We start from the raw sequence: 26,123 nt of genomic DNA, 5'->3' as shown, positions 1-26,123 counted from the left end.
AAGCATTGTTCTTTTTTATATGAAAAATTAGGTTATATCTTATTGGATATAACCTAATTCTTTACATGCGTAATAAATGCCATCTTCATCAATAGAAGTTGTCACAAAATCACTTAATCTCTTTAAATCACTATTTCCTTGTCCCATACAAATAGAAAACGATGCATGCTTAAACATTTCAACATCATTTAAAGAATCACCAAAAGCGACATAATTATCTATATTCCATAACTTCATAAAATAAGCAATACCTGTTGCTTTAGAAATGCCTTTGATTGTAATATCTGCATAACTACTTTCACCAACCATTACATCTAATTCATCAATAGCTTTAAATTCTTGATAATCATATCCTAAAGGACCATAGGCAATCATGGCACCTACTTCTTGATTTGTATATGTACCTACAGTTGGAATAGGGTTATTGAAATAATTACATGAGCGAATGACATCTTCATTTGGTTCCATATTAATAATTCTTGGTGTACATTTAAGTGCTAAAGGAATGTTATGTTTTTTAGAAGCTTCTAGAGCTTTTAAAACCACTTCTCGAGAAAGATTTTCTTTGTGAATTAAATTTAAATCTTTATCTAATAAAGCTTGTCCACTATTACATACATAGCCATCAAAAGAAAAAGTATCATAAATATGTGTATTTTTTAAAGAATCCACACTTCTTCCTGTTGAAACTAGTAAAAGATGTCCTTTTTCTCTTAATAAGTTTAAAGCTTTGACAGTGCTTTCTGGTACTTGATGATCTGTGGTTGTTCTTAAAGTACCATCAATATCAAAACAAAACAATTTCTTCATTATTTACCTTGAGGGAAAAATCTTGCAAGTGAATTTGCGACTGCTGAAATAGGCATTGTTTGAACCACAATTTTACCAGGGCCAGTAACCACTGTATTAAATAATCCCTCTCCTCCTAAAAATTTATTTTTTAAACCAGGAACTGATTGGATATCCATTTTACAAGTAGCATCCATCATTGCAAGATAACCGGTATCAATAACCATTTGTTGACCTGGTAGTAAATTATATTCTACGGTACTTCCATCAATTTCAATAAAACATGTTCCGTGTCCTGAAATCTTTGTTAAAATAAAACCTTCACCACCAAATATACCAGAAGAAAATTTCTTATTAAAGAAAACCGATGTTTCTACATTTTCTTCACTAGCTAGAAAAGCAGATTTTTGAATGATGACTTCTTTTCCAGGCTCTACATCAATAGCGACAATTTTTCCAGGGAAACTTGAGGCAAAGGCAATCAAACCATCTTTGTTTGCCGTATAACTATTTCTAAATAAAGTTTCACCAGAAAACATTCTACCGATGATTTTACCAGCACCACCACCATTTGTTTCCATTTTCATACATGGATCCATCCAAGCCATAGCACCACTATCACTAATCATTTTTTCACCTTTATTTAAATGACAAATAACAACAGGGAGAGTATCTCCAACAATTTCGTATTCCATAATCTTTCTCCTTTTATAAAGCCACACAAACAGGTTGAATAATATCTAAGGTATTTCCTGTAGGCTTAATTTCTTCTTTTTCTTCATCAAATGTGTAAAGCTCCAAACGATCATCTTCTTGACTAGCAACAACAATATAACGATCATCAATAATATTAAAATCACGAGGTCCTTTTCCAGTATGCACCATATAAAGTAAAGTGATTTTTCCAGTTTCTTGATTCACACGATAAAGGACAATACTATCATGACCTCTATTAGAAACAATAATATGTTTACCACTTGATGTCATATGAATAGCAGCAGCACTTGAAAAGCCATGGAAATGACGAGGTACACAATGAATAACTTGAATCAAAGTAAAGTGTCCATCTTCATATTGATAAACCATAATACTATTTGCAATTTCGTTAACAAGATAACAATATTTACCATCATGAGAAAAAATCATATGACGAGGCCCACTACCAGGAATCACAGATTGACTTAATGATGTTTCTTGTAATTTTTCATTAATAAATTCATACATAATAATTTTATCAGCACCTAGGTCAACACTGTAAAGATATTTATGATCAGGAGTAATTCCTACATAATGAGCATGAGGACTTGTTTGTCTTTTAAGTAAATCAATTCCTGAACCATGATGGTGAACAACTGAAAGTTTATCTCCAATTTTATGATCCTTTAAAGGGAAAGCAGCTGTTGCTCCAACGTGATAATTGGCTGTAAATAAATATTTTTGATCAGGACTTAAACATAAATGAGTATAAGAACGACCATGGGAATTATAAAAAGAAAGTTGTTTTAAATCATCTTCTTCAATATGATAACTTGCGACACCTCCTCCTTCACCAACACGTGCATCTTTTAAAGATACATAAAGAAAATCATCTTTTTTAATAACATAAGAAGGAAAATCTTCGGTAGGAATATGTTTATTTAAATGAAGTTCATTTTTAGTTTCATCTAGAGTACATACATAAAGACCTTTTTCTTTTCCTTTAGCGTAACTTGATACGTAAAAACGATACACAAAATCGCCTCCTTTTGAAATAATTGTACCATAAAATAACTATAAAAAGCTTTCTATATAAGAAAAAAAGAGATGCATGAAGCATCTCAAAACATTATTTTTGCCCAATGCCTTTACAATAAGTTTGAACAACTTCATAATCTCTATCTAAAACAACTAAGTCAGCATCATAACCAACGCCAATTGTTCCTTTACGATCATCAACATGTAAACATCTTGCTGGGTTTGATGTACATGCATTGATCGCGTAATTAACAGGAACTAAAGCATCTTCAATTAAGATTTTTAATCCTTTGTTCACATTTAAAGTAGAACCAGCTAAGTTACCTGCTTCTACTAAATGAGCACTTCCATCTGGATAAATAACAACTTCTTGCCCACCAAAATCAAATTTAGTACCAACAGGGAATCCTTTACACATTAATGAATCAGTAATCATAATACTATAATCAGGTCCTTTAGAAGTAAAGAAATTATTTAAAGCTGCAAGAGTTGAGTGATTTCCATCACAAATAATTTCTCCATACATATTTCTAATACGTAAAGCACCACCAACAAGACCATTTGCACGATGCGTAAATGGTGTCATTGCATTATAAACATGAGTCATACTTCTTGCTCCATGAGCGTATGCTTGAACAGCTTGTTCATAAGTTGCATTTGAATGTCCAATACTTACGACCACATTATTTTGACTACAATATTTTGTAAGAGCGTAATCTTCATCATTTTCAACAGCCATAGTAATATATTTAATTAAACCATGAGCAGCTTTTTGATATCTTTTAAATTGTTCAATATTAGGTTTTACACAATATTCTTCAGGTTGAGCTCCTTTATGTGCTTTATTTAAATAAGGACCTTCAAAATGAATACCTAAGATTTCTGCACCTTCATAACCTTCTTCTACGACTTTTGCGACATTACTTACCGCATTTGTAAGAACTTCTTCACTTTGAGTAAGAGTTGTCGCAAGGAAAGAAGTAACTCCTTCATCAACGATTCCTTTTGCCCATTTTCTTAATCCTTCAGGATTAGCATCATTTGTATCAAAACCATAAGCTCCATGGCAATGAATATCAATAAAGCCAGGAAGAATTCTTAAATCTCCATAATCTTTCGTAACTTCTTTTTCATTGTAAGGATATATTTCTTTAATAATTCCATCTTCTAATTCTAATTGTGCTGGCGTGAATTGATCCGCAATCCAGACTTTTTTACTTTGTATAATCATAATTTCACCTCATATTTATTATAGAACACTTTACTTATCTAGACAAGAAACAACTCCTCTTATTTCTAATAAAAATTCAATTTACCTTACCTCTAAATTAGTATATAATTAGAGTCATAATAAGGAGGAAGAGGATATGGATGAAAATTTACTTTTATCATTAATTGAAAACAACGCGAAAATGGAAGTCGTTGATCTTGCGGCCGCCTTAAACGAAACAGAAGAAAATGTTGATAAGACAATTAAAGATTTAGAAAAAAATAAAACAATCTATGGTTATCATACTTTGATCAATTGGGATAAAACAAATCACGATGTGTGTACAGCAGTAATTCAAGTAAATGCGAAACCTGAAAGAGATTATGGATATGATCGTATTGCAAAAAAAATCTATAATTTTCCAGAAGTAGATACAATGTATTTATTAGCGGGAAATTATGAGTTTTTATTAATTGTTAAAGGAAAAACAATGGTGGAAGTTGCTAAATTCGTTAATAGTCGTTTAGCGGTTATTGAAGGTATTGAAAGAACAGCCACAATGTATGTTTTGAAACAATATAAAAACATGGGTAAACTTGTTGAGGATGATAATAAAGATGCAGCAGAAAGATTATTGGTAACTCCATAATGGATTTTGAAAAAATTGTAAATCCTATTGTAAAGGATATTCCACCAAGTGGAATTCGTAAATTTTTTGATTTAGCTAATCAAATGGAAGGTGTTATTTCTTTAGGGGTAGGTGAACCTGATTTTGCAACCCCTTGGACAATTAGAGAAGCTGCAATCTATTCAATTGAAAAAGGAAAAACATTCTATACTGCTAATCAAGGGTTATTAGAATTAAGAAAAGAAATTTGTAAATATCAAAAAAGAAGATTTAATTTAGATTATAAACCAGAACAATGTATTGTCACTGTTGGGGGATCTGAAGGAATCGATTTAGCCTTTAGAACAATTATTAATCCAGGTGATGAAGTCATTTTATTACAACCAAGTTATGTTGCTTATACACCAGGTGTTGCACTTGCTGGTGGAGTAGTAAGAAACATTATTTTAACTGAAGAAAATGAATTTAAATTAACACCTGAACTTTTAAAAGAAGCTATCAATGAAAAAACAAAGGCCATTCTTTTAAACTATCCAAGTAATCCAACAGGTGGATTTATGACAAAAGAAGACTATGAAAAATTGGTGCCTATCTTTAAAGAATCAGGAATTATGATCATAACTGATGAAATCTATGCAGAACTTTCTTATGAACATAAATTCTGTTCAATTGCATCTTTTGATGAAATCAAAGATCAAGTTATTTTAGTGAGTGGTTTTTCAAAAGCTTATGCGATGACAGGATGGCGATTAGGTTATGTTCTTGCTAATGAATATCTTATTAAAATGATGAAAAAGATTCATCAATATGTCATTATGTCAGCACCAACATGTGCTCAATATGGTGCCATTGAAGCAATGAGACATTGTGACGAAGAAATTGAAAAAATGCGACAAGCTTATCTTGCAAGAAGAAATTTCTTAGTCAAAACATTTAATGAAATGGGACTTAAAACATTTACCCCACAAGGGGCTTTCTATGTTTTCCCATGCATCAAATCAACAGGTTTAACATCAGAACAATTCTGTGAAGAATTATTAAATGATCAGTTAGTAGCCTGCGTGCCAGGAAGTGCTTTTGGTGAAGCTGGAGAAGGTTATATTCGTGTTTCTTATGCCTATAGTTTAGAAGAACTTAAAGCGGCAACAAAGAAAATTAGAAAATTCTTAAAAAACAAGGGAGTTATTTAACTCCTTTTTTTTGGTTTTAAAACAGATACAAATTAATCATAAAAATCATCATTTTCCTATAATATAGATAAAGAAAAGGGGATGATTTTAATGGTAGTTAAAAGTTATGAACAAATGACAGATGTATCAATTATGGAAGTAAAAACGTATTTATTAATTCATAGTGATGGAATTTATCAACAAGATATTTATGATTTAATGAATACGTGTATTGATGTTTTTCAATTAAAAAGAAAATTAAATAAAAGAAAAAATATTCAATTATGGCTTTTTTCAAATATTAAAAGATATATTGATTGTAGTTTATCTTATAATGAAATGGAATATCATTTAGTCATGATGAATTTATTAATCAATCAACATTTTAAACCATTAGTCGAATATAAATATAATTTATTTTATTATATTTTAGATCATAGTGATTTTAATATAGAAATTTATTGTCTAGTAAGGCATTTGCTTACATTTAAAATGAATCAACTCAATCAAGTCATTTTAGGTATGACACATTATAAAATGATGAGTGATGAACAAACACATTATCAAGCAAGTCTTATTCTTTTATTAGAAAAACAATATAAACAAGCTTATTTTCATTTACCATTTGTTACAATAGATGAATCATTTAAACGCTTTGAAAAATCTCTTTATAATTATTCACCATCCCGTTATGAAATGTTGTATCATAAAGATAAGACATATTCCACATTGTATGCTAGATAGGAGATCATTATGGATAGACTTTATTACACATATTTAATTATTAAAGAATCTTTAGATTATATACCTGCTGTTGAAATAAAAAAACTACTTGAAGAAAACTATCAAATTAAAGTAGATATTAAAACAATTTATCAAGCAATTAGAAATATTAATGAATTATCTAAATATATTTATCAAAAAGAAATCATTAAAACTAAACATCGAAAAGGCTATAGTATTGATGAAGAATTTTTTAATGATGGACAATTTCAATATCTATGGGATAGTGTGCTTTTCAATAATGATTTAAATGAAGATGAAGTAAATGCTTTACTCACAAAATTACAAACTTTAAGTTCAAGTAAACAACTTTCACGTATTCAAAATCAACCAAGAAAAAATCAACCAAGAAATTATAATCTGCTTTTAAATATGACAACCGTCATTAAAGCAATTCATGAAAAGAAAAATATTTATTTTAAATATGTAAGTTATGAAATCAAAAGAAATAAGTTTGTAGAAATTGCGCATAATCATGGAAATCATAAAGAAAATAATGAATTCTATATTATTTCTCCTTATAAACTAATTCAAAGAGATTCTAAATACTATGTATTAGGTTATTTTAACCAACGACCTGATAAACTCTCTATTTATCGTCTTGATCGTATGCGTCTTGTAAGAAATCATAAAAGCCCTTTTGAAGAAGGGGAACAATTTGATTTAGAACAAGAAGTTGATCATATAAATATGTATGTTTCAGGACAAAAGGATACACTTGAAATTAGTTTTGATGAAGTGGTTTTAAGAGAAGTCATTGATCAATTTGGACAAGATCATCCTGTTAAAAAAGACTTTGAAAATCGCTATCATCTTACTATAGAAGATGTTCTTATTTCTGATGGATTGATAGGATGGCTCATGATGTTACAAGATCATGTAAAAGTTATTAAACCTTATTCTTTACAAGAGAAAATGAAAAAAAGAATTGAAAAAATGTTTATACAATATAAGTAGAGCTATCATTTCGATAGCTCTTTTGTCTTTTTCCAATCAATATCTTTGATTTGTTTAATGATAGATTTAAATAAATTTCTTTTGTCTTTTGGATAAATCGCATAATAACTGACATGTGCTTCATTATCGGTAATTGGAATTAAAATACGATTATCTTCTGCTTCTTCTATTTGAATTGTAATATCACTTCTAAAATTAGGTAAAGCGGACATCTTGGTAAGTTCATTAAAAACAGAAGGATCGTCTTGAAATAAAAGATGTGATTCAGGAATCATTCGTTGACAAACTTCATTCCAAAAACCAATGCGTGAAAGAAGTAAAACACTTTGACCGTTTAAATCAGAAAAAGATATTTCTTTAAAAGGTGCTAAAGGATGTGCCGGAGGCACAGATAAATAAAGAGATTCATTTAAAAATTCTTGTGAAATATATTTTTTATCTTGTAAAGGATGATGTAAAACGATTAAAGAATAATCTCCTTTTTCTAGTCCTTCAATCAATATATTTTCATCTTGAACTAGAGTACTTTCAATTTGGGCTTCTATGTTATTTGATAAAGCATATTCAACACCCCATAAAGGAGCTGGTGCACAAGAACCAAAAGAAATATGATTTTGACTTAGTTTTGTAAGTTCTTTAATCATTTCTTCTCGTTTAGCAAGCAACTTTTGCGCAAATTCTACCGCAAGTTTTCCGTTTTCATTAAGTTCAATTTTATTTTTCTTACGATCAAATAAAGAAAGTCCTAAATCATCTTCTAATCTTTGCATGGATCTTGTAAGTCCAGGTTGAGAAATCAACAATTCCTCAGCGGCTTTTGAAATGGTTTTATTTTTCGCAATGGCAACAAGATGTTCAAGTTGGTTAAATTCAATCATAGTTTCACTTCCTTTTTCGTTATTATAACACACTATGACTTTGAGTCATAGTAAGATAATTGAATGATAATGTACATTTTGTAAGCGGTATATTAAAATAAGAATAGGAAAAAGGAGAAGTGATAAAATGAAAGTATTAATAATTAATGGAAGTCCTCGTCCAAGAGGAAATACAAAGATTGCTCTTGATGAAATGGTTAAAATCTTTGATCAAGAAGGTATTGAAAGTGAAATTGTACATATTGGAAATAAAGATATTCGAGGATGTATTGCCTGTATGTCATGTAAAACAAAATTGGGTCATTGTGTTTTTGATGATTGTGTCAATGAAATTGCTCAAAAGTTTGAAGAAGCAGATGGACTTGTGGTTGGAACGCCGGTTTATTATGGCTCTGCCAATGCAACCTTAATTGCTTTTCTAACAAGACTGTTCTATAGTACACCGTTTGATAAAACCATGAAGGTTGGAGCAAGTGCTGTTGTCGCAAGACGTGGAGGGATTTCTTCAACTTATGATGAAATCAATAAATTTTTTGCTATTTCAGGAATGCCAATTGCTTCTTCACAATATTGGAATTCTATTCATGGAAGAGAAATGGGAGAAGCAAGTCAAGATGAAGAAGGATTACAAACAATGCGTGTTCTTGCTAGAAACATATCATTTTTAATGAAATGTATTCATGATGGTAAAGAAAAATATGGTTTACCAGAAAAAGAAGAATTCCATCGTACAAATTTTATTAGATAATAAATGAAAGGTGTGAGGATAAAATGGATGAAAAATATATGTCGAGTGTATTTAAAGAATGGATAAAAAATCATGAAACAAAGGATTATCAAATCATTGAAAATAATCAAGATTGTATTGAGTTAAATACGGATTATGGTAAGGCGGAAATTCATTTTACTGATGTGACAGAAGGAACAATTGTTGAATTTAATATTGTTTCTTATAAAGATCAAGAAGTTAAATTTTATCTTCATTTTGAATTGAATGATGAAGATCATGCCCATCAACTTTATGATGAAATGGTTGAAACATTGATTGAATTAAAAAATAAAAAAACATTGAAAGTATTGCTTTCATGTTCATCAGGATTGACAACATCAATGTTTGCTTCTAATTTGAATTCAGTTGTGGAAATGTTAGGAGAAGATTATCATTTTGAAGCTGTTGCTTATACAAATATTTATGAAGAAGTAGAAAACTATGATGTAATCTTGATTGCTCCACAAATTGGCTATCTATTAAAACGTTTAAAAGAAAGCTTACCAGATAAACTTGTTTTACAAATACCTACGGCTATTTTTGCTGGTTATGATGCCATAGGTGCCATTAAATTTATTCAAAATGAAATTGATCAATTTCAAAAAGAGAAAAAAGAAAAACAAGAAATAAAATGTCATTGTTGTAAACATTATAATAGACGTATTTTATCAATTGTTTTATCTGCCAATAGAGCACAAACACGTATTTATTATCGTATTTACGATAATAATGATATTATGGACCAACAAATAATTATAAAACCTACATTAAATACGAATGATCTTTATGATGTGATTGATACTGTTTTATTGAAGGTTAAACATCTTGATGCGATTGCTATTGCGATACCGGGAATTATTAAAGAAAATGTTCATTTGCGTTCTTCTATTGATGGAAAAGATATTGATTTTAAAAATGAATTAGAAAAGAAGTATCATATTGATGTTGTCATTTCTAATAATGCCAATGCGGCGGTTGTAGGTTTTTCACTAGAACATAGTGAATACAAAAATATTATTTTCCATTCACAACCATTTGGCTTTGGTGTTGGTGGACAAGGTATTTTAGTCAATGGTCAAGTTGTTTTAGGTAAAGAAGGAATTGCAGGAGAAATACGTTTCTTTTTAAGAAGAATGCAGTTATCTGATGATTGTGAAAAACTTGCTTGGCACCAAACGGGTGTAAAAGAACTTGTCATAAAATCACTTTTACCAGTTATTTCTATCATAGGTCCTGAAGCTATTGCACTTTTTTCACCCATGACACCAGATAAAGAAGAAATAAAAGAAGGTTTATTATCATTTATTCCTCAAGAATTTCTCCCAGAAATTTATATCATAAAAGAATCTTGGTATTATATGCTTGATGGAATTACAAAGTTATGTTTAGATGATTTAAATGAAAACGAACAAGTTTAATCTTGTTCGTTTTGTTTATCTAAATTAATTAAATTACTTACATAAGGTTTTTTACCACTTAAAACATCATCATAAAAGTTTTGTTTCCAATCAATATAATCAATACTTTCCTCAAGTTGTTGAATCGTATCTTCAAGACTTTTTCTTTTTTTAGAAAGCATTTTTTTGCGTATTTCAATTGTAGAAGGTCCTTGTAAACAAAGTTCTAAGTATTCTTTCATTTCTTGAATACTAAAATCACATTTCTTTAAACAAGAAAGATCTTTGATCCAATTTACATCATGTTCATCAAAAATACGACGATTATTTTTATTTCTTTTTACGTTGGGAACAAGTCCTTCATTACAATAATACTTTAAAGTTTGATAAGTCATATCGAGTTTACGACAAACTTGCATCATTGTGTACATAAGAATCACCTCAAAAAAAATTATATTCTTCTTGACCGATAGTTACAACCGTAAATTATAATCACATTGTAATAGATAAGAGATAAAGGGGGCTTATAAAATGAAAACATTTAATTATTCTTATCCAGTAAATGTTTATTTTGGAGAAGGAAGTGCAAAAACTGCTTTTTCAAATGAATTAAAGAAATATGGAAGTAAAGTTTTATTAGCTTATGGTGGAGGTTCTATTAAGAAAAATGGAATCTATGATGAAATTGTTTCTTTATTAAAAGAAGAAAACAAAGAAGTAATTGAATTTAATGGGATTATGTCCAATCCAACATATAAAAAAGTGCAAGAAGGAGTCGAACTTGTAAAAAAAGAAAAAATTGATTTTATTTTAGCTGTTGGTGGAGGAAGTGTTATTGATTGTTGTAAAGTCATTTCTAGTCAAGCAGTTATTGATGAAGATATTTGGAATTTGGAATATGTTCATGGTAAATTTCCAACAGAAGGGATTCCAATGGGTGCTATCGTGACAGCTTCAGGAACAGGTGCTGAAATGAATGGTGGGGCTGTTATTACTCATGAAGAAAAGAATTGGAAAGGTGGTATCTTTGCTTCAACTGCTGATTTTGCAGTTCTTGATCCAGCTTATACATTGACGGTTCCATCAATGCAAGTATTATCAGGTGCCTTTGATACATTAAGTCATGCTTTAGAAACTTATTTAGGAAATTCAGATCAAGACAATGTATCAGATGATGTGGCCTTAGCCATTATGAAAAATACCGTTGTGAATATGAGACGTTTATTAAAAGATATCAATGATGAGCAAGCAAGAAGTAATTTAATGTGGGATTCAGCCATGGCTGAAAATGGTATTTTAAAATGTGGTCGTCAAACAGACTTCCAAGTGCATCAAATTGAACATCAATTAGGAGCTTTTACGGATTGTAATCATGGACAAGGTTTAGCCGTTATTCAACCTGTTTATTGTTATCATATTTTAAATGATGCCAGAGAAAAATTAACACGTTTTGCCCAAGTTGTGTTTGATCAAAAAACAGCTGAAGAAGGTTTAGAAGCACTTCAAAACTTTATTAAAGAATGTCATTTACCAACAACTTTACCTGAATTAAAATCTAAAGTTGAAATCACAAATGATTTATTAAAGAAAGTGGCAGATACAACAAACCTTATCAAAACAAATCCTCGTACTCTTACTAAAGAAGAAGTCTATGATATCTTATTAGAATGTATGTAAAAAGTTATCTTCGGATAGCTTTTTTTGTATAACTGATAGTTATAGTGATATGATTTATTGATATTGTACTTTTGTTTCTTTGAAATCTACAATAAAGATGTAAGGAGGAACAAGATATGGAATATATAACTTTGGCTAATGGTTATCAACTACCGATGTTAGGATACGGTACTTTACATATACCTCCTAAACAAACAAAAGAGTGTGTTTTAAAAGCCTTTGAAGCTGGTTATCGTTTGATTGATACGGCCGCTTCTTATCAAAATGAAAAAGAAATAGGGGAAGCCATTAAAGAATCAAAACTTAAAAGAGAAGAAATCTATTTGACAACAAAGGTATGGGTTCAAGATGCCGGTTATGAAAATACGTTACAGGCATTTCATCAATCATTAGAAAACTTAGGAGTTGATTATTTAGATCTTTATTTAATTCATCAACCCTATGGTGATTATTATGGCTCATGGAAAGCTATGGAAGAACTTTATCAACAAGGCAAAATCAAAGCAATTGGTGTTTGTAACTTTTCACCAGAAAGATTCATGGATCTTTATATGAATAGTTTGATACACCCTATGATCAATCAACTTGAGTTTCATCCCTTCTATCAACAAAAAAATCAAAAATGTGTTTTAAAACAATGTGATTGTCTGTTAGAAGCATGGGGTCCTTTAAATGAAGGACAACGTGATATCTTTCATCATCCAATGTTATTAGATATTGCGAAAAAACATCAAAAATCAGTTTCACAAATTATTCTAAGATGGCATCTAGAAAATCACATTATTGCCATTCCTAAAACCACACATTTAAAGCGTATGAAAGAAAATATAGATATTTTTGATTTTCAGTTAGATAAAGAAGATAAAAAACAAATAGAACAACTTGATTTGGGTTATAGTGAAATTATTGATCATCAAAATTATATGACCGCAAAATGGCTTAATAAATATAAAATACATGATTAAAAGGAGAAAGGAATATGTTATTTTACTTTACAGGTACAGGGAATAGTTTGTATGTGGCGAGACAAATTGAAGAAAAGCCCATCAGTATCCCTCAAATCTTACATCAAGAAAACTTAAATTTTAAAGATGAAAAAATAGGAATTGTTTATCCTGTTTATGCAGGAGAAGCACCCAAAATTGTTTTAGAGTTTTTAGAAAAGGCAACATTTGAAACAGATTATTTCTATTTGATTTTAACTTATGGAAAAGATGTCACAGATGCTCCTGAATGTATCGCACGCTTATTAGAAGAAAAAGGAAGACATGTAAATTATATTCATTCTATTTTAATGGTAGATAACTACTTACCATCTTTTGATATGAATGAACAAAGAGCAATGAATAAAAATGTTGAACAACAAATCCAACAAGCACTTCAAGATATCCAAAATAAAAAAGAAGAAATTCCTGAAGCAACACAGGCAGGAAGAGATTTCCATGCTTCTGCCAAAGAAATCTTTGCGAAAAATCCAGAACTCATTAATGGTGAACAAATTACGGTAACTGATAAATGTGTTGGCTGTGGTATTTGTACAAAGGTTTGTCCAAGAGGTCTTTTCTATATTGAAGATAAAAAGGCTAAAAGAAAACAAAATACCTGTGAATTTTGCTTAGCATGTGCACAAAACTGTCCATCAAAGGCTATCATCACAAAATTGAAAGACGCCAATCCTAATGCACGTTATAGACATGAAAAAGTAAGTCTAAAAGATATTATTGAAGCAAACCAACAAGTATAACTTCCAGTTATACTAACATGCACTATTTATATTGTACATTTATAGAATTTAAAACTAAAATAAAGATAGATATTGGAGGAGATAATAATGAAAACATTTGAATTAAATAATAAACAAACAATCCCAGCAGTAGGATTTGGAGTCTTCATGATTCCTAATGATGGACCTACTTATGATGCAACTTTAGCTGCTTTAAAAGCAGGATATCGTCATATTGATACAGCTGCTGGTTACTGCAACGAAAGTGATGTAGGAAAAGCAATTAAAGATAGTGGTATTGATCGTTCAGAAATCTTTATTACTTCTAAATTATGGTTACAAGATTATGGTTATGAAAATGCGAAAAAAGGTATTGAAACTTCTATGAAATTATTAGGAGTAGATTATATTGATCTTTATTTATTACATCAACCTTATGGTGATTATTTAGGAGCTTGGAAAGCTTTAGAAGAAGCGTATCAAGCAGGTAAAATCAAATCTATTGGCATTTCTAATATTACTGTGAACTTATGGAATAAATTTAAAGACGCTATGACTGTAATGCCAGCAGTTAACCAAGTAGAATTTAACCCATTTGTTCAACAAAAAGAATTAAGAAAAGTAATGGCTGAAAACAATATTCGTTTAGAAGCATGGTATCCATTAGGACATGGAAATAAAGATTTATTAGAAAATGAAACAATTGTTTCATTAGCTAAAAAATATCATAAAAATGCTGGTCAAATTATCTTAAGATGGATTTATCAAGAAGGAGTTATTTCTTTACCTAAATCTACAAATGAAGAAAGAATGAAAGGAAACATTGATATCTTTGATTTTGAATTAACAGATGAAGAAATGAAAGCAATGCAAGCCTTAGATACAAACAAACCATCTCATAATCCTGAAGATCCTGCCAACGAAACACGTTTAATGGGGTTAAAAATTCATGACTAATTTTATTACTTTAAACAATGGGTACCAAATCCCTCAACTTGGATTTGGTACCATTCAACAATTTGGTAAACAAATTGAAGACAATGTAGCTTTTGCCTTAAACCATGGCTATCAACTCATTGATACAGCCAACCGTTATGGAAATGAAGTTGAAGTAGGAAAAGGTTTAAAACAATCAGGATTAAAAAGAGAAGATTATTATTTAGAAACAAAATTAGGACCTACACTTTATGAAAATGATCACGCTATTGATGATACTTTAAAAAGATTAGGCGTAGACTATATTGATGTTATGATTTTACATCATCCCGTTAATAATTATATCTATGCTTATAAGATGCTAGAAAAAGCCTATAAAGAAGGAAAAATCAAAGCGATTGGACTTTCTAATTTCCAAGTTTCACAAATTCAAGAAATCATGGATCAATGTGAAATACCACCAATGATTATGCAAGTAGAATGTCATCCTTATTATCCAGCAGAACATGTATATGATTTTTGTAAGAAAAATCATATACAGCTTCAATCATGGTATCCTTTAGGTCACGGAAATAGTGAAATGTTAAAAGAGGCAATCTTTGTAGAACTTGCAAAGAAATATCATAAATCAACGGTACAAATTATTTTAAGATGGCATCTTCAAATGGGATTTGGTCTTGTTCCGGGAAGTAAATCATTAGATCATATTGAAGCGAACGCACAAATCTTTGATTTTGAACTAACAGATGAAGAAATGAAAGAAATTGAAAAAGTGAATAAACATACACAATTTTATAAAGTGACTAAAGAATCTTTACAAAGACTTGCCACAACAAAATGTAATTTTGAAGAAGGAGAATAATTATGGAATACAAAACATTAAATAATGGAGTGAAAATGCCAGTTGTTGGTTTTGGTGTTTTCCAAGTTAAAGATGAAGAAGAATGTAAAAGAGTTGTTTTAGATGCAATCGATGCAGGATATCGTTTAATTGATACTGCACAATCTTATGGAAATGAAGAAGCTGTTGGTAAAGCAATTCAAGAAACAAGTGTACCAAGAGAAGAATTATTTATTACTACTAAAGTATGGATTTCTAATTATGGTTATGAAAAGGCAAAAGCTTCTGTAGAAGAATCATTAAAGAAAATGCAATTAGATTATTTTGATTTAGTTTTATTACATCAACCATTTAAAGATTATCATGGAGCTTATCGTGCTTTAATTGATTTATATAAAGAAGGAAAAATTAAAGCTATTGGTGTATCTAACTTCTATCCAGATCGTTTAGTGGATTTAGCTTTAGATACAGAAGTTGTACCAGCTGTTAACCAAGTAGAAGTGAATCCTTTCCATCAACAAGATACAGCTTTAATTTACAATACAAAATACGGTGTACAATTAGAAGCATGGGCACCATTTGCGGAAGGTAAAAATGGTATCTTCACAAATGAAACACTTGTAGAAATTGGAAACAAATACAATAAATCAGTTGGACAAGTTATTTTAAGATGGCTTGTACAAAGAGGAATTGTTCCTTTAGCTAAAACAGTCAGAAAAGAAAGAATGCAAGAAAACTTAAATATCTTTGATTTTGAATTAAGTGAAGAAGATATGCAAACAATTACTTCACTTAATAAAGACACAAGTTCATTCTTCTCTCACTATGATCCAGCAACTGTAGAAATGATTTGTGGTTTAAAACGTTAAAAAAGAAAAACATATGCATTATAGTGTGCCTGATAATTTTAAGTAGCTATCTCTATATAAATAAAAATTCAGACATTCAATCTCAAAAAAACTCTAAAATTCAAATAACTACAGGTACTAAATATTATAAGAATTTTTCGTTGGATAACGTATTCCAAGACGATCAATATGGAGATATACACTATAATGCTTATATTCCTAAAGCGTATGATAAAAGGCAATCATATGCTTTATATATAACCTTACCAGGTTATCAAGGTTTATATTTTCAAGGTGTTGGAAAAAATTTAGAGACAGAAGAATTTGGCTTTGTAAGTCAAAACTATAACGCTCAAATGATTGTTTTAGCACCACAATTAGAAGATTGGGATGAATTATCAGCCAATCAAACGATTGCTTTGACAAAATATTTTTTAAAACATTATAACATTGACAAAAATAAAGTTTATATTAGTGGTTATTCTGGTGGTGGCGAAACGCTTTCTTGGATTTTAACGAATGAGCCTGAACTCTATAGAGCTGCTTTAATGTGTTCTTCAAAATGGGATGGGAATTTTAATAAAGTTGTCAAAAATAAAACACCAATTTATTTTGTGATTGGTGAAGAAGATGAATACTATGGTTCAACTCCTTTTAAAGAAGCTTACCAACAAATTGTAAGTTTATATAAAAAAGAAGGATTAAATCAAGAAGAAATAGATCAGCTTGTTATTTTAGATGTGAAAAATAAAGAATATTTTACAAGTCAAGGCATAACAAATGAACATGGATATGGCGGTCATTTATTTGCGAATGATGAACATATCATGGGATGGCTATTCAATAGATAAAAAAGATTGTAACCGTTTTAATTTTGTGATATCATGTTCGAGTAGTTTATAGGATAGTGATTGTTTAAGTACAAGCTAAACCTATTTATTGCCACCCTTTTTAAGTGCGCAATAAATAGGTTTTTATTTTGGAGGGGTGATTATGGAAATAAGCAAAGTTTTAAACAACAATGTAGCTGTCGTTATTGAAAATAACGAAGAAAAGATTGTGATGGGTCGAGGAATCTGTTTTAAAAAGAAAACAGGGGATACGATAGAACCAAAGATAATTGATAAAGTTTTTTATCTACAAAACCAAGAAGTTTTAAGTCGATTTAAAGAACTTGTTGTGGATATTCCTTTAGAATATTTAGAAATTGGTGAAGAAATCATGGATGAAGCAAGATTGAGTTTAGGAAAAGCTTTAAATGATAATATTTATATTTCTATGGTTGATCACATTTATACAGCTGTTGTTAGAGCAAAAGACAATATTTTAGTGAAGAATGCTTTATTATGGGATATTCAAAGATTTTATAAAGAAGAATATCAAATAGGGAAAAAGGCTCTTGAAATTATTGAAAAGAAAACAGGTGTGCTTTTACCAAATGATGAAGCAGGATTTATTGCTTTACATATTGTCAATGGACAATTAGATGAAGATGTTCATGACATGTATGAAATTACGAAGATCATGCAAGAAATCGAAAATATTGTACGTTATCACTTCAAGATAGAATTTAATGAAGAAAGTGCTTATTACTATCGTTTTATTACCCATTTGAAATTTTTTGCACAACGTTTAGTTGAACACAAAAAACAAAACAAACAAGAAGATGATTTGTTGGAAGTGGTTCAAGTAAAATATGTCAATGCCTATCAATGTGTCGAAAAAATTGCGATGTACATAAAAAATCAATATAACTATGAACTTTATGACGAAGAAAAACTTTATTTAACGATCCATATACATCGTGTAGTTTATCTTGGAAATAGTCATTAATTGGATGGTGACATTAAGTTGGCCAAACCTTCAAATTTCAATACTTAGAAAGATGGAGGAAAATTATGAGTAAGTATGAAAATTTAGCCAAAGAGATTTTGGAAAATGTTGGTGGAAAGGAAAACATCAACAGCTTAACACATTGTGTTACAAGATTACGTTTTCGTTTAAAAGACGAATCAAAAGCCAATGATGAAGCATTAAAAAATAACCCAGGTGTTGTCACTGTGATGAAATCAGCAGGGCAATATCAAGTTGTTATTGGAAATCATGTACCTTTAGTATATGCAGACGTATGTGAACTTGCAGGTATTAGTAATGGGACTCAACAAGTAGAAGAAGAAGCACCACAAGGACTTTTCAATAAGTTAATTGATATTATTTCAGGATGTTTCCAACCTATCTTAGGGCCATTATGTGCAGCAGGGATCATTAAAGGTTTAAATGCTTTATTAGTATTTATTTTAGGATCAAGTTTCAATAATAGTGGAACTTATATGATTTTAAATGCAATTGGTGATTCTATTTTTAACTTTTTACCAATTATTTTAGGATATACAGCAGCTAAAAAATTCAATGTCAATATTATTGTCGGAATGATTATTGGAGCAACACTTTGTTATCCAACAATTCAAACAGATACATTATCAGCTGCAGGAAAAGCAATTGGAACATTACCATTCATTGGATCTTACTATACAAAATTTATAGGTATTCCATTTGTTTCAGGTAACTATACAAGTACTGTTGTACCAGTTATCTGTATTGTTGCTTTAGCAGCTCAAATTCAAAAGATTGCGAAGAAATTCGTACCTGAAATGTTACAAAACTTCTTTGTTCCATTCTTTGTTTTAATTATTTCACTTCCAATTGGTTTATTAGTTATTGGGCCAGTTGTAAGTTTATTAACAACAGTTTTATCAAATATGTTTGCTGGACTTTATGCTTTTTCACCAATCGTAACTGCTTTTGTCATTGGTGCATTATGGCAATGTTTAGTTATCTTTGGTTTACATTGGGCACTTGTACCAATGGCGATGGTTAATATTGGAAATTTAGGATATGATACAATTTTACCAGGTATGTTAGGAACAACATTTGCGGCAACAGGTGTTCTTGCAGCGATGTATTTAAAATTAAAAGATGAAAATAAAAAAGCACTTGCAATTCCAGGTGTGATTTCAGCATTTTGTGGGGTAACAGAACCAGCTATTTATGGTTTCTTATTACCTGAAAAAACACCATTTGTCTTCTCTTGTATTGGTGGAGCTGTTGGTGGTGCTATCATGGGAACAGTTGCAGTAAAACAATATGTTATTGGTGGTCTTGGAATCTTTAGTGTTGTAAACTTCATTTCACCAAAAGGAAATGCGACAGGAATGATTGTTTCATTAATTGCGGGAGCTGTTTCATTAGTTGTTGGTTTTGTTTTAACAATGATTTTCTATAAAACAAACGATCAACAAGTTGAAAATAAAGAAGTGACAAAATTAGAAGAAGAAACAATTTTAGCTCCAATTAAAGGAGAAGTAAAACCAATCGAAGAATCAAGCGATGCTGCTTTTGCCTCAGGTGCCTTAGGAAAAGGTGTTGTGATCTTACCAGAAGAAGGAAAAGTTTATGCTCCTGTAACGGGTACAGTGACTGTTTTATTCCCAAGTTTACATGCAATTGGTATTACAAGTGATGCAGGCGTTGAATTACTTATTCACATTGGTATTAATACCGTGCAACTTAATGGTGAAGGATTTACTGCCCATATTAAACAAGGGGATCAAATTAAACAAGGTCAATTACTTGTTGAATTTGATATGAATAAAATTAAAGAAGCTGGTTATACTTTAGAAACTCCTGTTTTAGTCACAAATTATGCAGATTTAAAAGAAGTTAAAAATACAAATGCTTCATCTGTACAATTACAAGAAACTTTAATGGAAGTTAAATACTAAAAATAAAGGTATTGGAGGGATCATATGAATAGACCATATGTCATATGCCATATGTTACAATCAATAGATGGAAAAATTGCCGGTGGTTTCTTTAGAGAAAAACAAACATTAGAACTTGCAAAGATTTATAGCGATATTTCTAAAGATTATAATGGGGATGCGATTATTTATGGAACAACAACTGCTAAAGAAATGTTTTCAAAACAAAAATTAACTCAAACCTCAATAAATACTCAATTACCAAAAACAGATTATGTATATCAAGATGATAAACATCAGTGGATTGTTGTCATTGATCCTCAAGGAGAAATCATTTGGGATGAAACTGTTTATCAAAATACAAGACTTAAAGATAAAAATTTAATTGTGATTCTTACAGAAAATGTTTCCAACCAATACCTTAATACTTTAAGAACATTAAATATTTCTTATTTATTTGTAGGTAAAGAGGAAATAGATTTAAGACTTGCATTAGAAAAACTTTATAATTTATTCTCTATTAAAAAGCTTTTATTACAAGGCGGAGGAATTACTAATACCTACTTTATTAAAGATGATTTAATAGATGAATTAAGTCTTGTTGTTTCTCCTGTTTTATCAGGAGAAGAAAAACAACCTAATATTTTTGAAGATTGTCATGAATACATAGGTCAAACATTTGATTTAAAACAAAGTGATCTTTTAATGAAATCAGGTTTATATTTAAAATATGTAAGAAAATAGTGGGACTCAGGTCTCACTTTTTTGTATAACTTATAGTTATAGTGGTATGAGATATCGATAATGTACTTTTTTGATATTTCTCGTTAAAATAAAAATAAGTATAAAAAGAACAATTCTGTTCTTTTGGAGAGAAAATATGTATATTATTGATAAATTAGAACTAATTCAACAAACGCATAATAACCAAACAATTGAATATATTTTATCTAAATATCTACTATCCAATTTATCCACGATAGAAAAAAAGAATTTAAAAGAAATAAGTATAGAGACAAAAATATCTCAAGCATCGATTATTCGCTTTTGTCAAAAAATAGGCTATAAAGGAGTTACACAATTTATAAATGATCTTTATTTAGAAGCAAGTGAAGTTAAAAGTAAAATGCAATTCTTTGAAAATCATGATTTACAAATTTTAGATACAATGATATTAGATTTTTTAAAAGAATGTGAACAAGCAGTATCATTGCAAATTGATCGAATTTGTGAAAAAATAAAAAGTAGTCAAAGAATTATGTTTTATGGACAAAAAGATTTTATAAACTGTTTTCAATATTTTGTTTCTTATTGTCATTTTAATCAAAAAGAAGTTATTACAAGTATGTCGTTATCTAAAGAAAATCAAAAAGAATTATTTGATTCTTTAGATGAAAATGATTTGATTATTATTATTGATCCTTATGTTAGCTGGAATACTTTTAAGGAGCTTGTATTTATTCAAAATGATGCTATTAATAGTATTAATAAAACTCCTGCACAAATTATATATATAGGACAAAATAGTCAAAGTGAAACAGATATTTGTTTATCTTTACCTTATACATATTATGATTATTTCTATAAAATATTTTTTAATAAACTTGATATGATATTAACTTTAAAATTAAAGGGGTGATAAAGTGAATACGATTATATCTGTCATGTTGTTATATGTTTTTAATTCATTTCATCAAGATGCTTATTCTTTTATAGCACAGTATATATTAGAACATATTAATGAAATTGAAAAAATTTCAATAGATAAATTAGCTTATGAATGTGGAACAAGTACAACAACAATTAATAAGTTTTGTAAACAACTAGGGTTAGATAATTATAAACATTTAAAAGGGATGTTGATTAATACGAAAGAGGGTAGAATAGAACAAATTAAAAAAAGATATCGACAATTTAATAGCGAACAGTTTTATTCAAGAATAGGATTGAAAGACAATATTGATGATTTTAATGGTTGTATAGAGCGTGTTGTGAATTTGATTTATAACGCGCGTAAGATTCATATGATAGGTGCTGTTTATCCTTTATTGTTAACACTTAATTTTGTGGAAGATATGATTTTGTTTGGAAAAGATTTTTGTTTTGAACAAATTGGATTTAAAGAAACGAAAGCACATTATCAAAAAGATGATTTGATTTTTTTAATTACGATTACAGGTAGAATCGTTACTTTAAATAAACCTTATTTTTTAAAGCTTAATAATACCAAAGTAAAAAAAGTGGCTATTTCACAAAATATGATGTTTGATAATATTTTTAACTTTGATGAGTTTATTCAACTCATTAATACACATCATAATGAAATAGAAAATTCAATTGTAATAGAAATATTGAATTATATTAAGTTTGTGTATTTTAATAAATACACAAATTATTCACTCTAACATTTAGAAAAATCATATATTTTTATCATTTTATAAAATAACTTGTTATAAAAATAATAATTTTACTTATGGGATTTATTGCACTTTTCTCTCATTGAAAGCGCTTTATAAAAAACGCTATCATGTTTATGGGAGGAAGAAATAGAATGAAAGACATCAAGATGAAAAGATTTGCGACAATGTCGCTAAGTGCAATGATGGTATTTTCAACAGCTGTTGGAACAGTAAGTGCATTAGAAGGAGATAACACAACTGATGCAAGTGTTGTAACTGAAGTTGAAGGTGCAGATAATGGAGTTGCACTACAAGAAGCAACAACTTATAAGGAAGGAGTAACTGTCGTAGCTGACGAAAATTCTAAATCAGGATATACAGCTCACTTTGTTTATAACCTAAAAGCTGATTTAGCTAATAAAGATGGAAGTCCAAGAAGCCAATTATTAGAACCAATTCCTGAAGATGCAGAAATCGTAGGAGTTAACTTAGTAGGATCATTTAGATTACACAGTAGCTATGAAGTAGGTGAAGATAGAGGTCATAGTTTATTAGATTATCAACCTGGAGACTTTGCTGCAAACGTACATCCTACTACATGGAGTGGGGAATGGACATTTGAAAACCTAGAACAAGATGCAAGTGGAAACTATACTATTAGTGTTCCTATGATTAGTGGAGCTCATTACTATTATTATCAAATTAATTATAAATTACCTGGTGAAGATCAAGTAAGAACTGTTAGTGTAGATGATCCAAAGAATGTATCACCTTGCCGTGCAAACGAAGCAAACAGTGATTCAGAAACTGGAGATATCACACATAGTATTGTTTATGGTAAATATAGCGAAAAACAAGGAAGCACTCCTAACTTAGATTATATGACACCTTATGAAGGTTCTAATAAAGGAACTGTTCAATATGTAGAATATAAAGGAACTAGAAGTGAACATCAAGATTTAGAAGTATACTTACCAGCTGGATATGATGCTAATAGAGAAACACCATATAGAGTTATTTACTTAAGCCATGGTGATGGTGGTAATGAAACTTATTGGATGAATCAACCACAAGGTGAAAACGTTATGGATCATATGATTGCTGAAAATCCAGATCAAGAAGCAATTGTTGTATCTATGGATAATACTTTATATAGTTGGGATTATTACCAAATTGGTGAAAACGTTACTAAATACATTATCCCATACATGGAAGCAAATTATAATGTTTCAAAAGAAGCTAAGGATAGAGCTTTCGCAGGATTCTCTATGGGATCTATGACAACAACATATATGGCATTCCATCATGCAGATAAATTTGGATATTTTGGTATTTTCTCTGGATGTAATATTGGAAATGCAACATTCAAAGAAGGATTCCAATATGATGCTAGTAAATTAAGAGGAGAAAATGGAGAAGCTTACTTACAAGAAGTTTATGAAAATATTGAACCTTCTCAAGATTTATTAAATTCAGTAATCTATACTCAAGCAGGTAACTACGATACTGCAGTTCACGCTAATGGATTTGGTTTATATGGAGCTTATGAAACAATCCGTGATTGGGGAGCAAAATATATGCCAAGTGAAAACTTCATTGATGGTGGATTTGTATATGGTTCACATGATATCTATACTTGGGCACAATGTTTATATAACTTTGCTAAAGATGTTGTTTGGTCAAAAGAAGACACTCCAGACACTCCTGATCAACCAACAACACCAGATCAACCAGAAAATCCAAGTGATACAGAAAAACCATCAACACCAGCAAATGGAGGACAAACAACAACTGATAAACCAACAGTAAAACCAACAACAGATACAACAACAAAAGTAAATAAACCAACATCATCAAAAGTAAAAACAGGAGATGATACAGAATTATTAGGATTAGTATCAATGATGGTATTAGCAGGTGGAACAGTTTGCTTAGTTAAAAGAAAAAAAGAAGTTGAATAATTAATATCCCTTGGGAGGATAAATAATATGAAAAATAAAAAAGTAAAAAAAGTAGCAGCTTTATCATTAAGTGTAATGACTTTATTTTCAATGATGGCTTTACCTGTTAATGCTACTGAAATGGTAGAAGCTACAGGAACTCAAAAAGCCTATATTGTTCCAGAAGATTGGGGGCCAGCTGTAACTAAAACAGTTATTCATTTAGATAAAGAAATTACACCAGATTCAATCGGTGATGAAGAGGACGAATTTACTGTTGAAGAAACAAAGAATATTTTATTACCTACATGGGAAGTAGGAATGTCTAATGCAGATCGACATGTTTTAAAAGCGTATACTTCAGATGAAAATGGAAATAAGGTATCAAAAGATTCTCATTATATTGCTCTTGAAATGTATGTTAGTCCGACAATGACAGGAGAAGGTGCAGCCTTTGTTTATAATGGATATAATGAATGGTGTAATCCTTATGAATTATCAATTACGCTTAATGGTGAATTAAAAACAACAGATCATCAAGTTGTAACATCTTTAAATGTTGCAGAAAAAATTGATTTAGAAGGAGATGGAAAAATTTGTTCAGAAATCAATCAATTTACAAGTGATACATTTAAGGCAACTAATGGAGATGTTTTACCATATGCATCTTTTACTCCAGAAAAAGATGATAAAAAGAATGCCCTTGTTGTTTGGTTACATGGTGCAGGAGAAGGAGGAACAAATCCTGAAATTGCTTATTTAGGTAATAAGGTTACATCTTTGATTAGCGATGAATTCCAAAGTAATTTCCAAGGAGCTTATGTTCTTGTTCCACAATGTCCTGAAGGATATGGTTGGCCAGTAGATAAAGATGGTAATTATACAAGTGGAGCAACACCTTCTAAATGGAGAGAAAGTTTATTTGAATTAATTGATAATTATGTAACATCACATCCTGATATTGATGCTAATAGAATTATTATTGGTGGATGTTCTAATGGTGGAAATATGGTTTATGATATGGTTTTAAGTCATATGGGATATTTTGCAGCAGCATTCCCAATGTGTCATGAATTTGATATTAATACTGTTACAGATGAACAATTGAATTATTTAAAAACATTCCCAGTTTGGTCTACTTATACTTTAGGAGATAGTTCAAGTTATAAAGGATCAATTCCTATTGTAGAAAAAATGAAAGAAATTGGTGCAACAAATTTCCATTATTCACAATTTGATAATGCAAGTGACGTTACTGGTCGTTTCTTTGGTGATCCATCAGATCCTACAATTTTAGATACAACAGGAACAAGTAAAATTCCATTACAATATGATGGACATTGGGCATGGACTTTATTCTTTGAAAATCAATGTAAAGATGGAGATTTAACAGCTTGGAAATGGTTATCAATGCAAACAAAAGAAGTAAAACAATCAGCAACACCAGAAAATCCAAGTGATACAGAAAAACCATCAACACCAGCAAATGGAGGACAAACAACAACTGATAAACCAACAGTAAAACCAACAACAGATACAACAACAAAAGTAAATAAACCAACATCATCAAAAGTAAAAACAGGAGATGATACAGAATTATTAGGATTAGTATCAATGATGGTATTAGCAGGTGGAACAGTTTGCTTAGTTAAAAGAAAAAAAGAAAATGATTAACATTCTTATA

26 protein-coding genes are annotated in these 26,123 nt (G+C 29.9%); 20 read left to right on the top strand and 6 right to left on the bottom strand.

Annotation, left to right across the window (positions count from 1 at the left end):
* Window positions 1-39: 39 nt before the first annotated feature.
* The 4 genes from HUU89_RS07020 to nagA all read right to left on the bottom strand — a co-directional run bounded on the left by HUU89_RS07020 (window position 40) and on the right by nagA (window position 3,754).
* Complete coding sequence (locus HUU89_RS07020; RefSeq protein WP_032090861.1) at window positions 40-810, bottom strand: HAD family hydrolase; 771 nt, start codon at window positions 808-810, stop codon at window positions 40-42.
* Complete coding sequence (locus tag HUU89_RS07015) at window positions 810-1,484, bottom strand: TIGR00266 family protein (protein WP_175301380.1); 675 nt, start codon at window positions 1,482-1,484, stop codon at window positions 810-812. The genes HUU89_RS07020 and HUU89_RS07015 overlap by 1 nt, the downstream gene beginning before the upstream one ends.
* Before the next feature lie 13 nt (window positions 1,485-1,497).
* Window positions 1,498-2,520, bottom strand: a complete 1,023-nt coding sequence (locus HUU89_RS07010) for a lactonase family protein (protein ID WP_175301379.1) — start codon at window positions 2,518-2,520, stop codon at window positions 1,498-1,500.
* Between the two features lie 94 nt (window positions 2,521-2,614).
* Entirely contained in the window at window positions 2,615-3,754 is a 1,140-nt protein-coding gene (nagA, locus tag HUU89_RS07005; protein WP_147580474.1) for an N-acetylglucosamine-6-phosphate deacetylase, read from the bottom strand.
* Window positions 3,755-3,890: 136 nt separating this feature from the next.
* Here nagA and HUU89_RS07000 point away from each other — a divergent pair, with 136 nt between their 5' ends.
* From HUU89_RS07000 to HUU89_RS06985, 4 genes are all read left to right on the top strand, one after another.
* Window positions 3,891-4,382 carry an Lrp/AsnC family transcriptional regulator gene (locus HUU89_RS07000; protein WP_032090857.1) on the top strand — a complete coding sequence of 164 codons (492 nt, stop codon included), beginning with the start codon at window positions 3,891-3,893 and terminating at the stop codon, window positions 4,380-4,382.
* On the top strand, window positions 4,382-5,551 hold the full coding sequence (locus HUU89_RS06995; protein WP_175301378.1) for an aminotransferase class I/II-fold pyridoxal phosphate-dependent enzyme: 1,170 nt from the start codon (window positions 4,382-4,384) through the stop codon (window positions 5,549-5,551). Before HUU89_RS07000 ends, HUU89_RS06995 begins: the two co-directional genes overlap by 1 nt.
* Before the next feature lie 90 nt (window positions 5,552-5,641).
* Window positions 5,642-6,274: a hypothetical protein gene (locus HUU89_RS06990; RefSeq protein ID WP_175301377.1), complete on the top strand. Its 633-nt coding sequence runs from the start codon at window positions 5,642-5,644 to the stop codon at window positions 6,272-6,274.
* 9 nt (window positions 6,275-6,283) lie between these two features.
* Window positions 6,284-7,270, top strand: coding sequence for a helix-turn-helix transcriptional regulator (locus HUU89_RS06985; RefSeq protein WP_217498449.1), 987 nt, complete (start codon window positions 6,284-6,286; stop codon window positions 7,268-7,270).
* A gap of 5 nt (window positions 7,271-7,275) precedes the next feature.
* On the opposite strand, the gene HUU89_RS06980 is transcribed toward HUU89_RS06985, so the two are convergent.
* The gene (locus HUU89_RS06980; RefSeq protein ID WP_175301376.1) at window positions 7,276-8,148 is read right to left on the bottom strand and encodes a LysR family transcriptional regulator; all 873 of its coding nucleotides are present in this window, start codon (window positions 8,146-8,148) and stop codon (window positions 7,276-7,278) included.
* 127 nt (window positions 8,149-8,275) lie between these two features.
* On the opposite strand from HUU89_RS06980, the gene HUU89_RS06975 reads away from it, so the two are divergent.
* Both HUU89_RS06975 and HUU89_RS06970 read left to right on the top strand, forming a co-directional pair.
* Window positions 8,276-8,896, top strand: coding sequence for a flavodoxin family protein (locus tag HUU89_RS06975; RefSeq protein WP_175301375.1), 621 nt, complete (start codon window positions 8,276-8,278; stop codon window positions 8,894-8,896).
* A gap of 23 nt (window positions 8,897-8,919) precedes the next feature.
* Window positions 8,920-10,335: an ROK family protein gene (locus HUU89_RS06970; protein WP_254697715.1), complete on the top strand. Its 1,416-nt coding sequence runs from the start codon at window positions 8,920-8,922 to the stop codon at window positions 10,333-10,335.
* On the opposite strand, the gene HUU89_RS06965 is transcribed toward HUU89_RS06970, so the two are convergent.
* Window positions 10,332-10,745, bottom strand: coding sequence for a MerR family transcriptional regulator (locus HUU89_RS06965; RefSeq protein WP_175301374.1), 414 nt, complete (start codon window positions 10,743-10,745; stop codon window positions 10,332-10,334). The genes HUU89_RS06970 and HUU89_RS06965 overlap by 4 nt on opposite strands.
* A 100-nt stretch (window positions 10,746-10,845) precedes the next feature.
* On the opposite strand from HUU89_RS06965, the gene HUU89_RS06960 reads away from it, so the two are divergent.
* The 14 genes from HUU89_RS06960 (at window position 10,846) to HUU89_RS06895 (ending at window position 26,113) form a co-directional block, all read left to right on the top strand.
* Complete coding sequence (locus HUU89_RS06960) at window positions 10,846-11,991, top strand: iron-containing alcohol dehydrogenase (protein ID WP_175301373.1); 1,146 nt, start codon at window positions 10,846-10,848, stop codon at window positions 11,989-11,991.
* 116 nt (window positions 11,992-12,107) lie between these two features.
* Complete coding sequence (locus tag HUU89_RS06955; protein WP_119364070.1) at window positions 12,108-12,956, top strand: aldo/keto reductase; 849 nt, start codon at window positions 12,108-12,110, stop codon at window positions 12,954-12,956.
* Between the two features lie 14 nt (window positions 12,957-12,970).
* Window positions 12,971-13,735, top strand: coding sequence for an EFR1 family ferrodoxin (locus HUU89_RS06950; RefSeq protein ID WP_175301372.1), 765 nt, complete (start codon window positions 12,971-12,973; stop codon window positions 13,733-13,735).
* 87 nt (window positions 13,736-13,822) lie between these two features.
* The gene (locus HUU89_RS06945) at window positions 13,823-14,671 is read left to right on the top strand and encodes an aldo/keto reductase (RefSeq protein ID WP_175301371.1); all 849 of its coding nucleotides are present in this window, start codon (window positions 13,823-13,825) and stop codon (window positions 14,669-14,671) included.
* Window positions 14,664-15,512 (top strand): aldo/keto reductase, encoded by an 849-nt coding sequence (locus HUU89_RS06940; RefSeq protein WP_175301370.1) that lies wholly within the window; start codon window positions 14,664-14,666, stop codon window positions 15,510-15,512. The genes HUU89_RS06945 and HUU89_RS06940 overlap by 8 nt, the downstream gene beginning before the upstream one ends.
* Window positions 15,513-15,514: 2 nt before the next feature.
* Window positions 15,515-16,360: an aldo/keto reductase gene (locus tag HUU89_RS06935; RefSeq protein ID WP_175301369.1), complete on the top strand. Its 846-nt coding sequence runs from the start codon at window positions 15,515-15,517 to the stop codon at window positions 16,358-16,360.
* 140 nt (window positions 16,361-16,500) lie between these two features.
* Complete coding sequence (locus HUU89_RS06930) at window positions 16,501-17,190, top strand: prolyl oligopeptidase family serine peptidase (protein ID WP_217498448.1); 690 nt, start codon at window positions 16,501-16,503, stop codon at window positions 17,188-17,190.
* A gap of 142 nt (window positions 17,191-17,332) precedes the next feature.
* Window positions 17,333-18,172, top strand: coding sequence for a BglG family transcription antiterminator LicT (licT, locus tag HUU89_RS06925; RefSeq protein ID WP_175301367.1), 840 nt, complete (start codon window positions 17,333-17,335; stop codon window positions 18,170-18,172).
* A 65-nt stretch (window positions 18,173-18,237) separates the two neighbouring features.
* Entirely contained in the window at window positions 18,238-20,121 is a 1,884-nt protein-coding gene (locus HUU89_RS06920; RefSeq protein WP_175301366.1) for a beta-glucoside-specific PTS transporter subunit IIABC, read from the top strand.
* A 24-nt stretch (window positions 20,122-20,145) separates the two neighbouring features.
* The gene (locus HUU89_RS06915; RefSeq protein WP_175301365.1) at window positions 20,146-20,844 is read left to right on the top strand and encodes a dihydrofolate reductase family protein; all 699 of its coding nucleotides are present in this window, start codon (window positions 20,146-20,148) and stop codon (window positions 20,842-20,844) included.
* Window positions 20,845-20,980: 136 nt separating this feature from the next.
* Window positions 20,981-21,739 (top strand): MurR/RpiR family transcriptional regulator, encoded by a 759-nt coding sequence (locus tag HUU89_RS06910; RefSeq protein ID WP_175301364.1) that lies wholly within the window; start codon window positions 20,981-20,983, stop codon window positions 21,737-21,739.
* 4 nt (window positions 21,740-21,743) lie between these two features.
* Window positions 21,744-22,505 (top strand): MurR/RpiR family transcriptional regulator, encoded by a 762-nt coding sequence (locus tag HUU89_RS06905; RefSeq protein WP_175301363.1) that lies wholly within the window; start codon window positions 21,744-21,746, stop codon window positions 22,503-22,505.
* 146 nt (window positions 22,506-22,651) lie between these two features.
* Window positions 22,652-24,460 carry an alpha/beta hydrolase gene (locus HUU89_RS06900; RefSeq protein WP_175301362.1) on the top strand — a complete coding sequence of 603 codons (1,809 nt, stop codon included), beginning with the start codon at window positions 22,652-22,654 and terminating at the stop codon, window positions 24,458-24,460.
* A gap of 27 nt (window positions 24,461-24,487) precedes the next feature.
* Complete coding sequence (locus tag HUU89_RS06895) at window positions 24,488-26,113, top strand: hypothetical protein (RefSeq protein ID WP_175301361.1); 1,626 nt, start codon at window positions 24,488-24,490, stop codon at window positions 26,111-26,113.
* Window positions 26,114-26,123: the final 10 nt, after the last annotated feature.

It is taken from the genome of Faecalibacillus sp. H12 (assembly GCF_013361255.1).
Classification (GTDB): domain Bacteria; phylum Bacillota_I; class Bacilli_A; order Erysipelotrichales; family Coprobacillaceae; genus Faecalibacillus; species Faecalibacillus intestinalis.
Note: the sequence above shows the minus strand (reverse complement) of the source record. Positions and strands in the feature narration are given on the sequence as shown.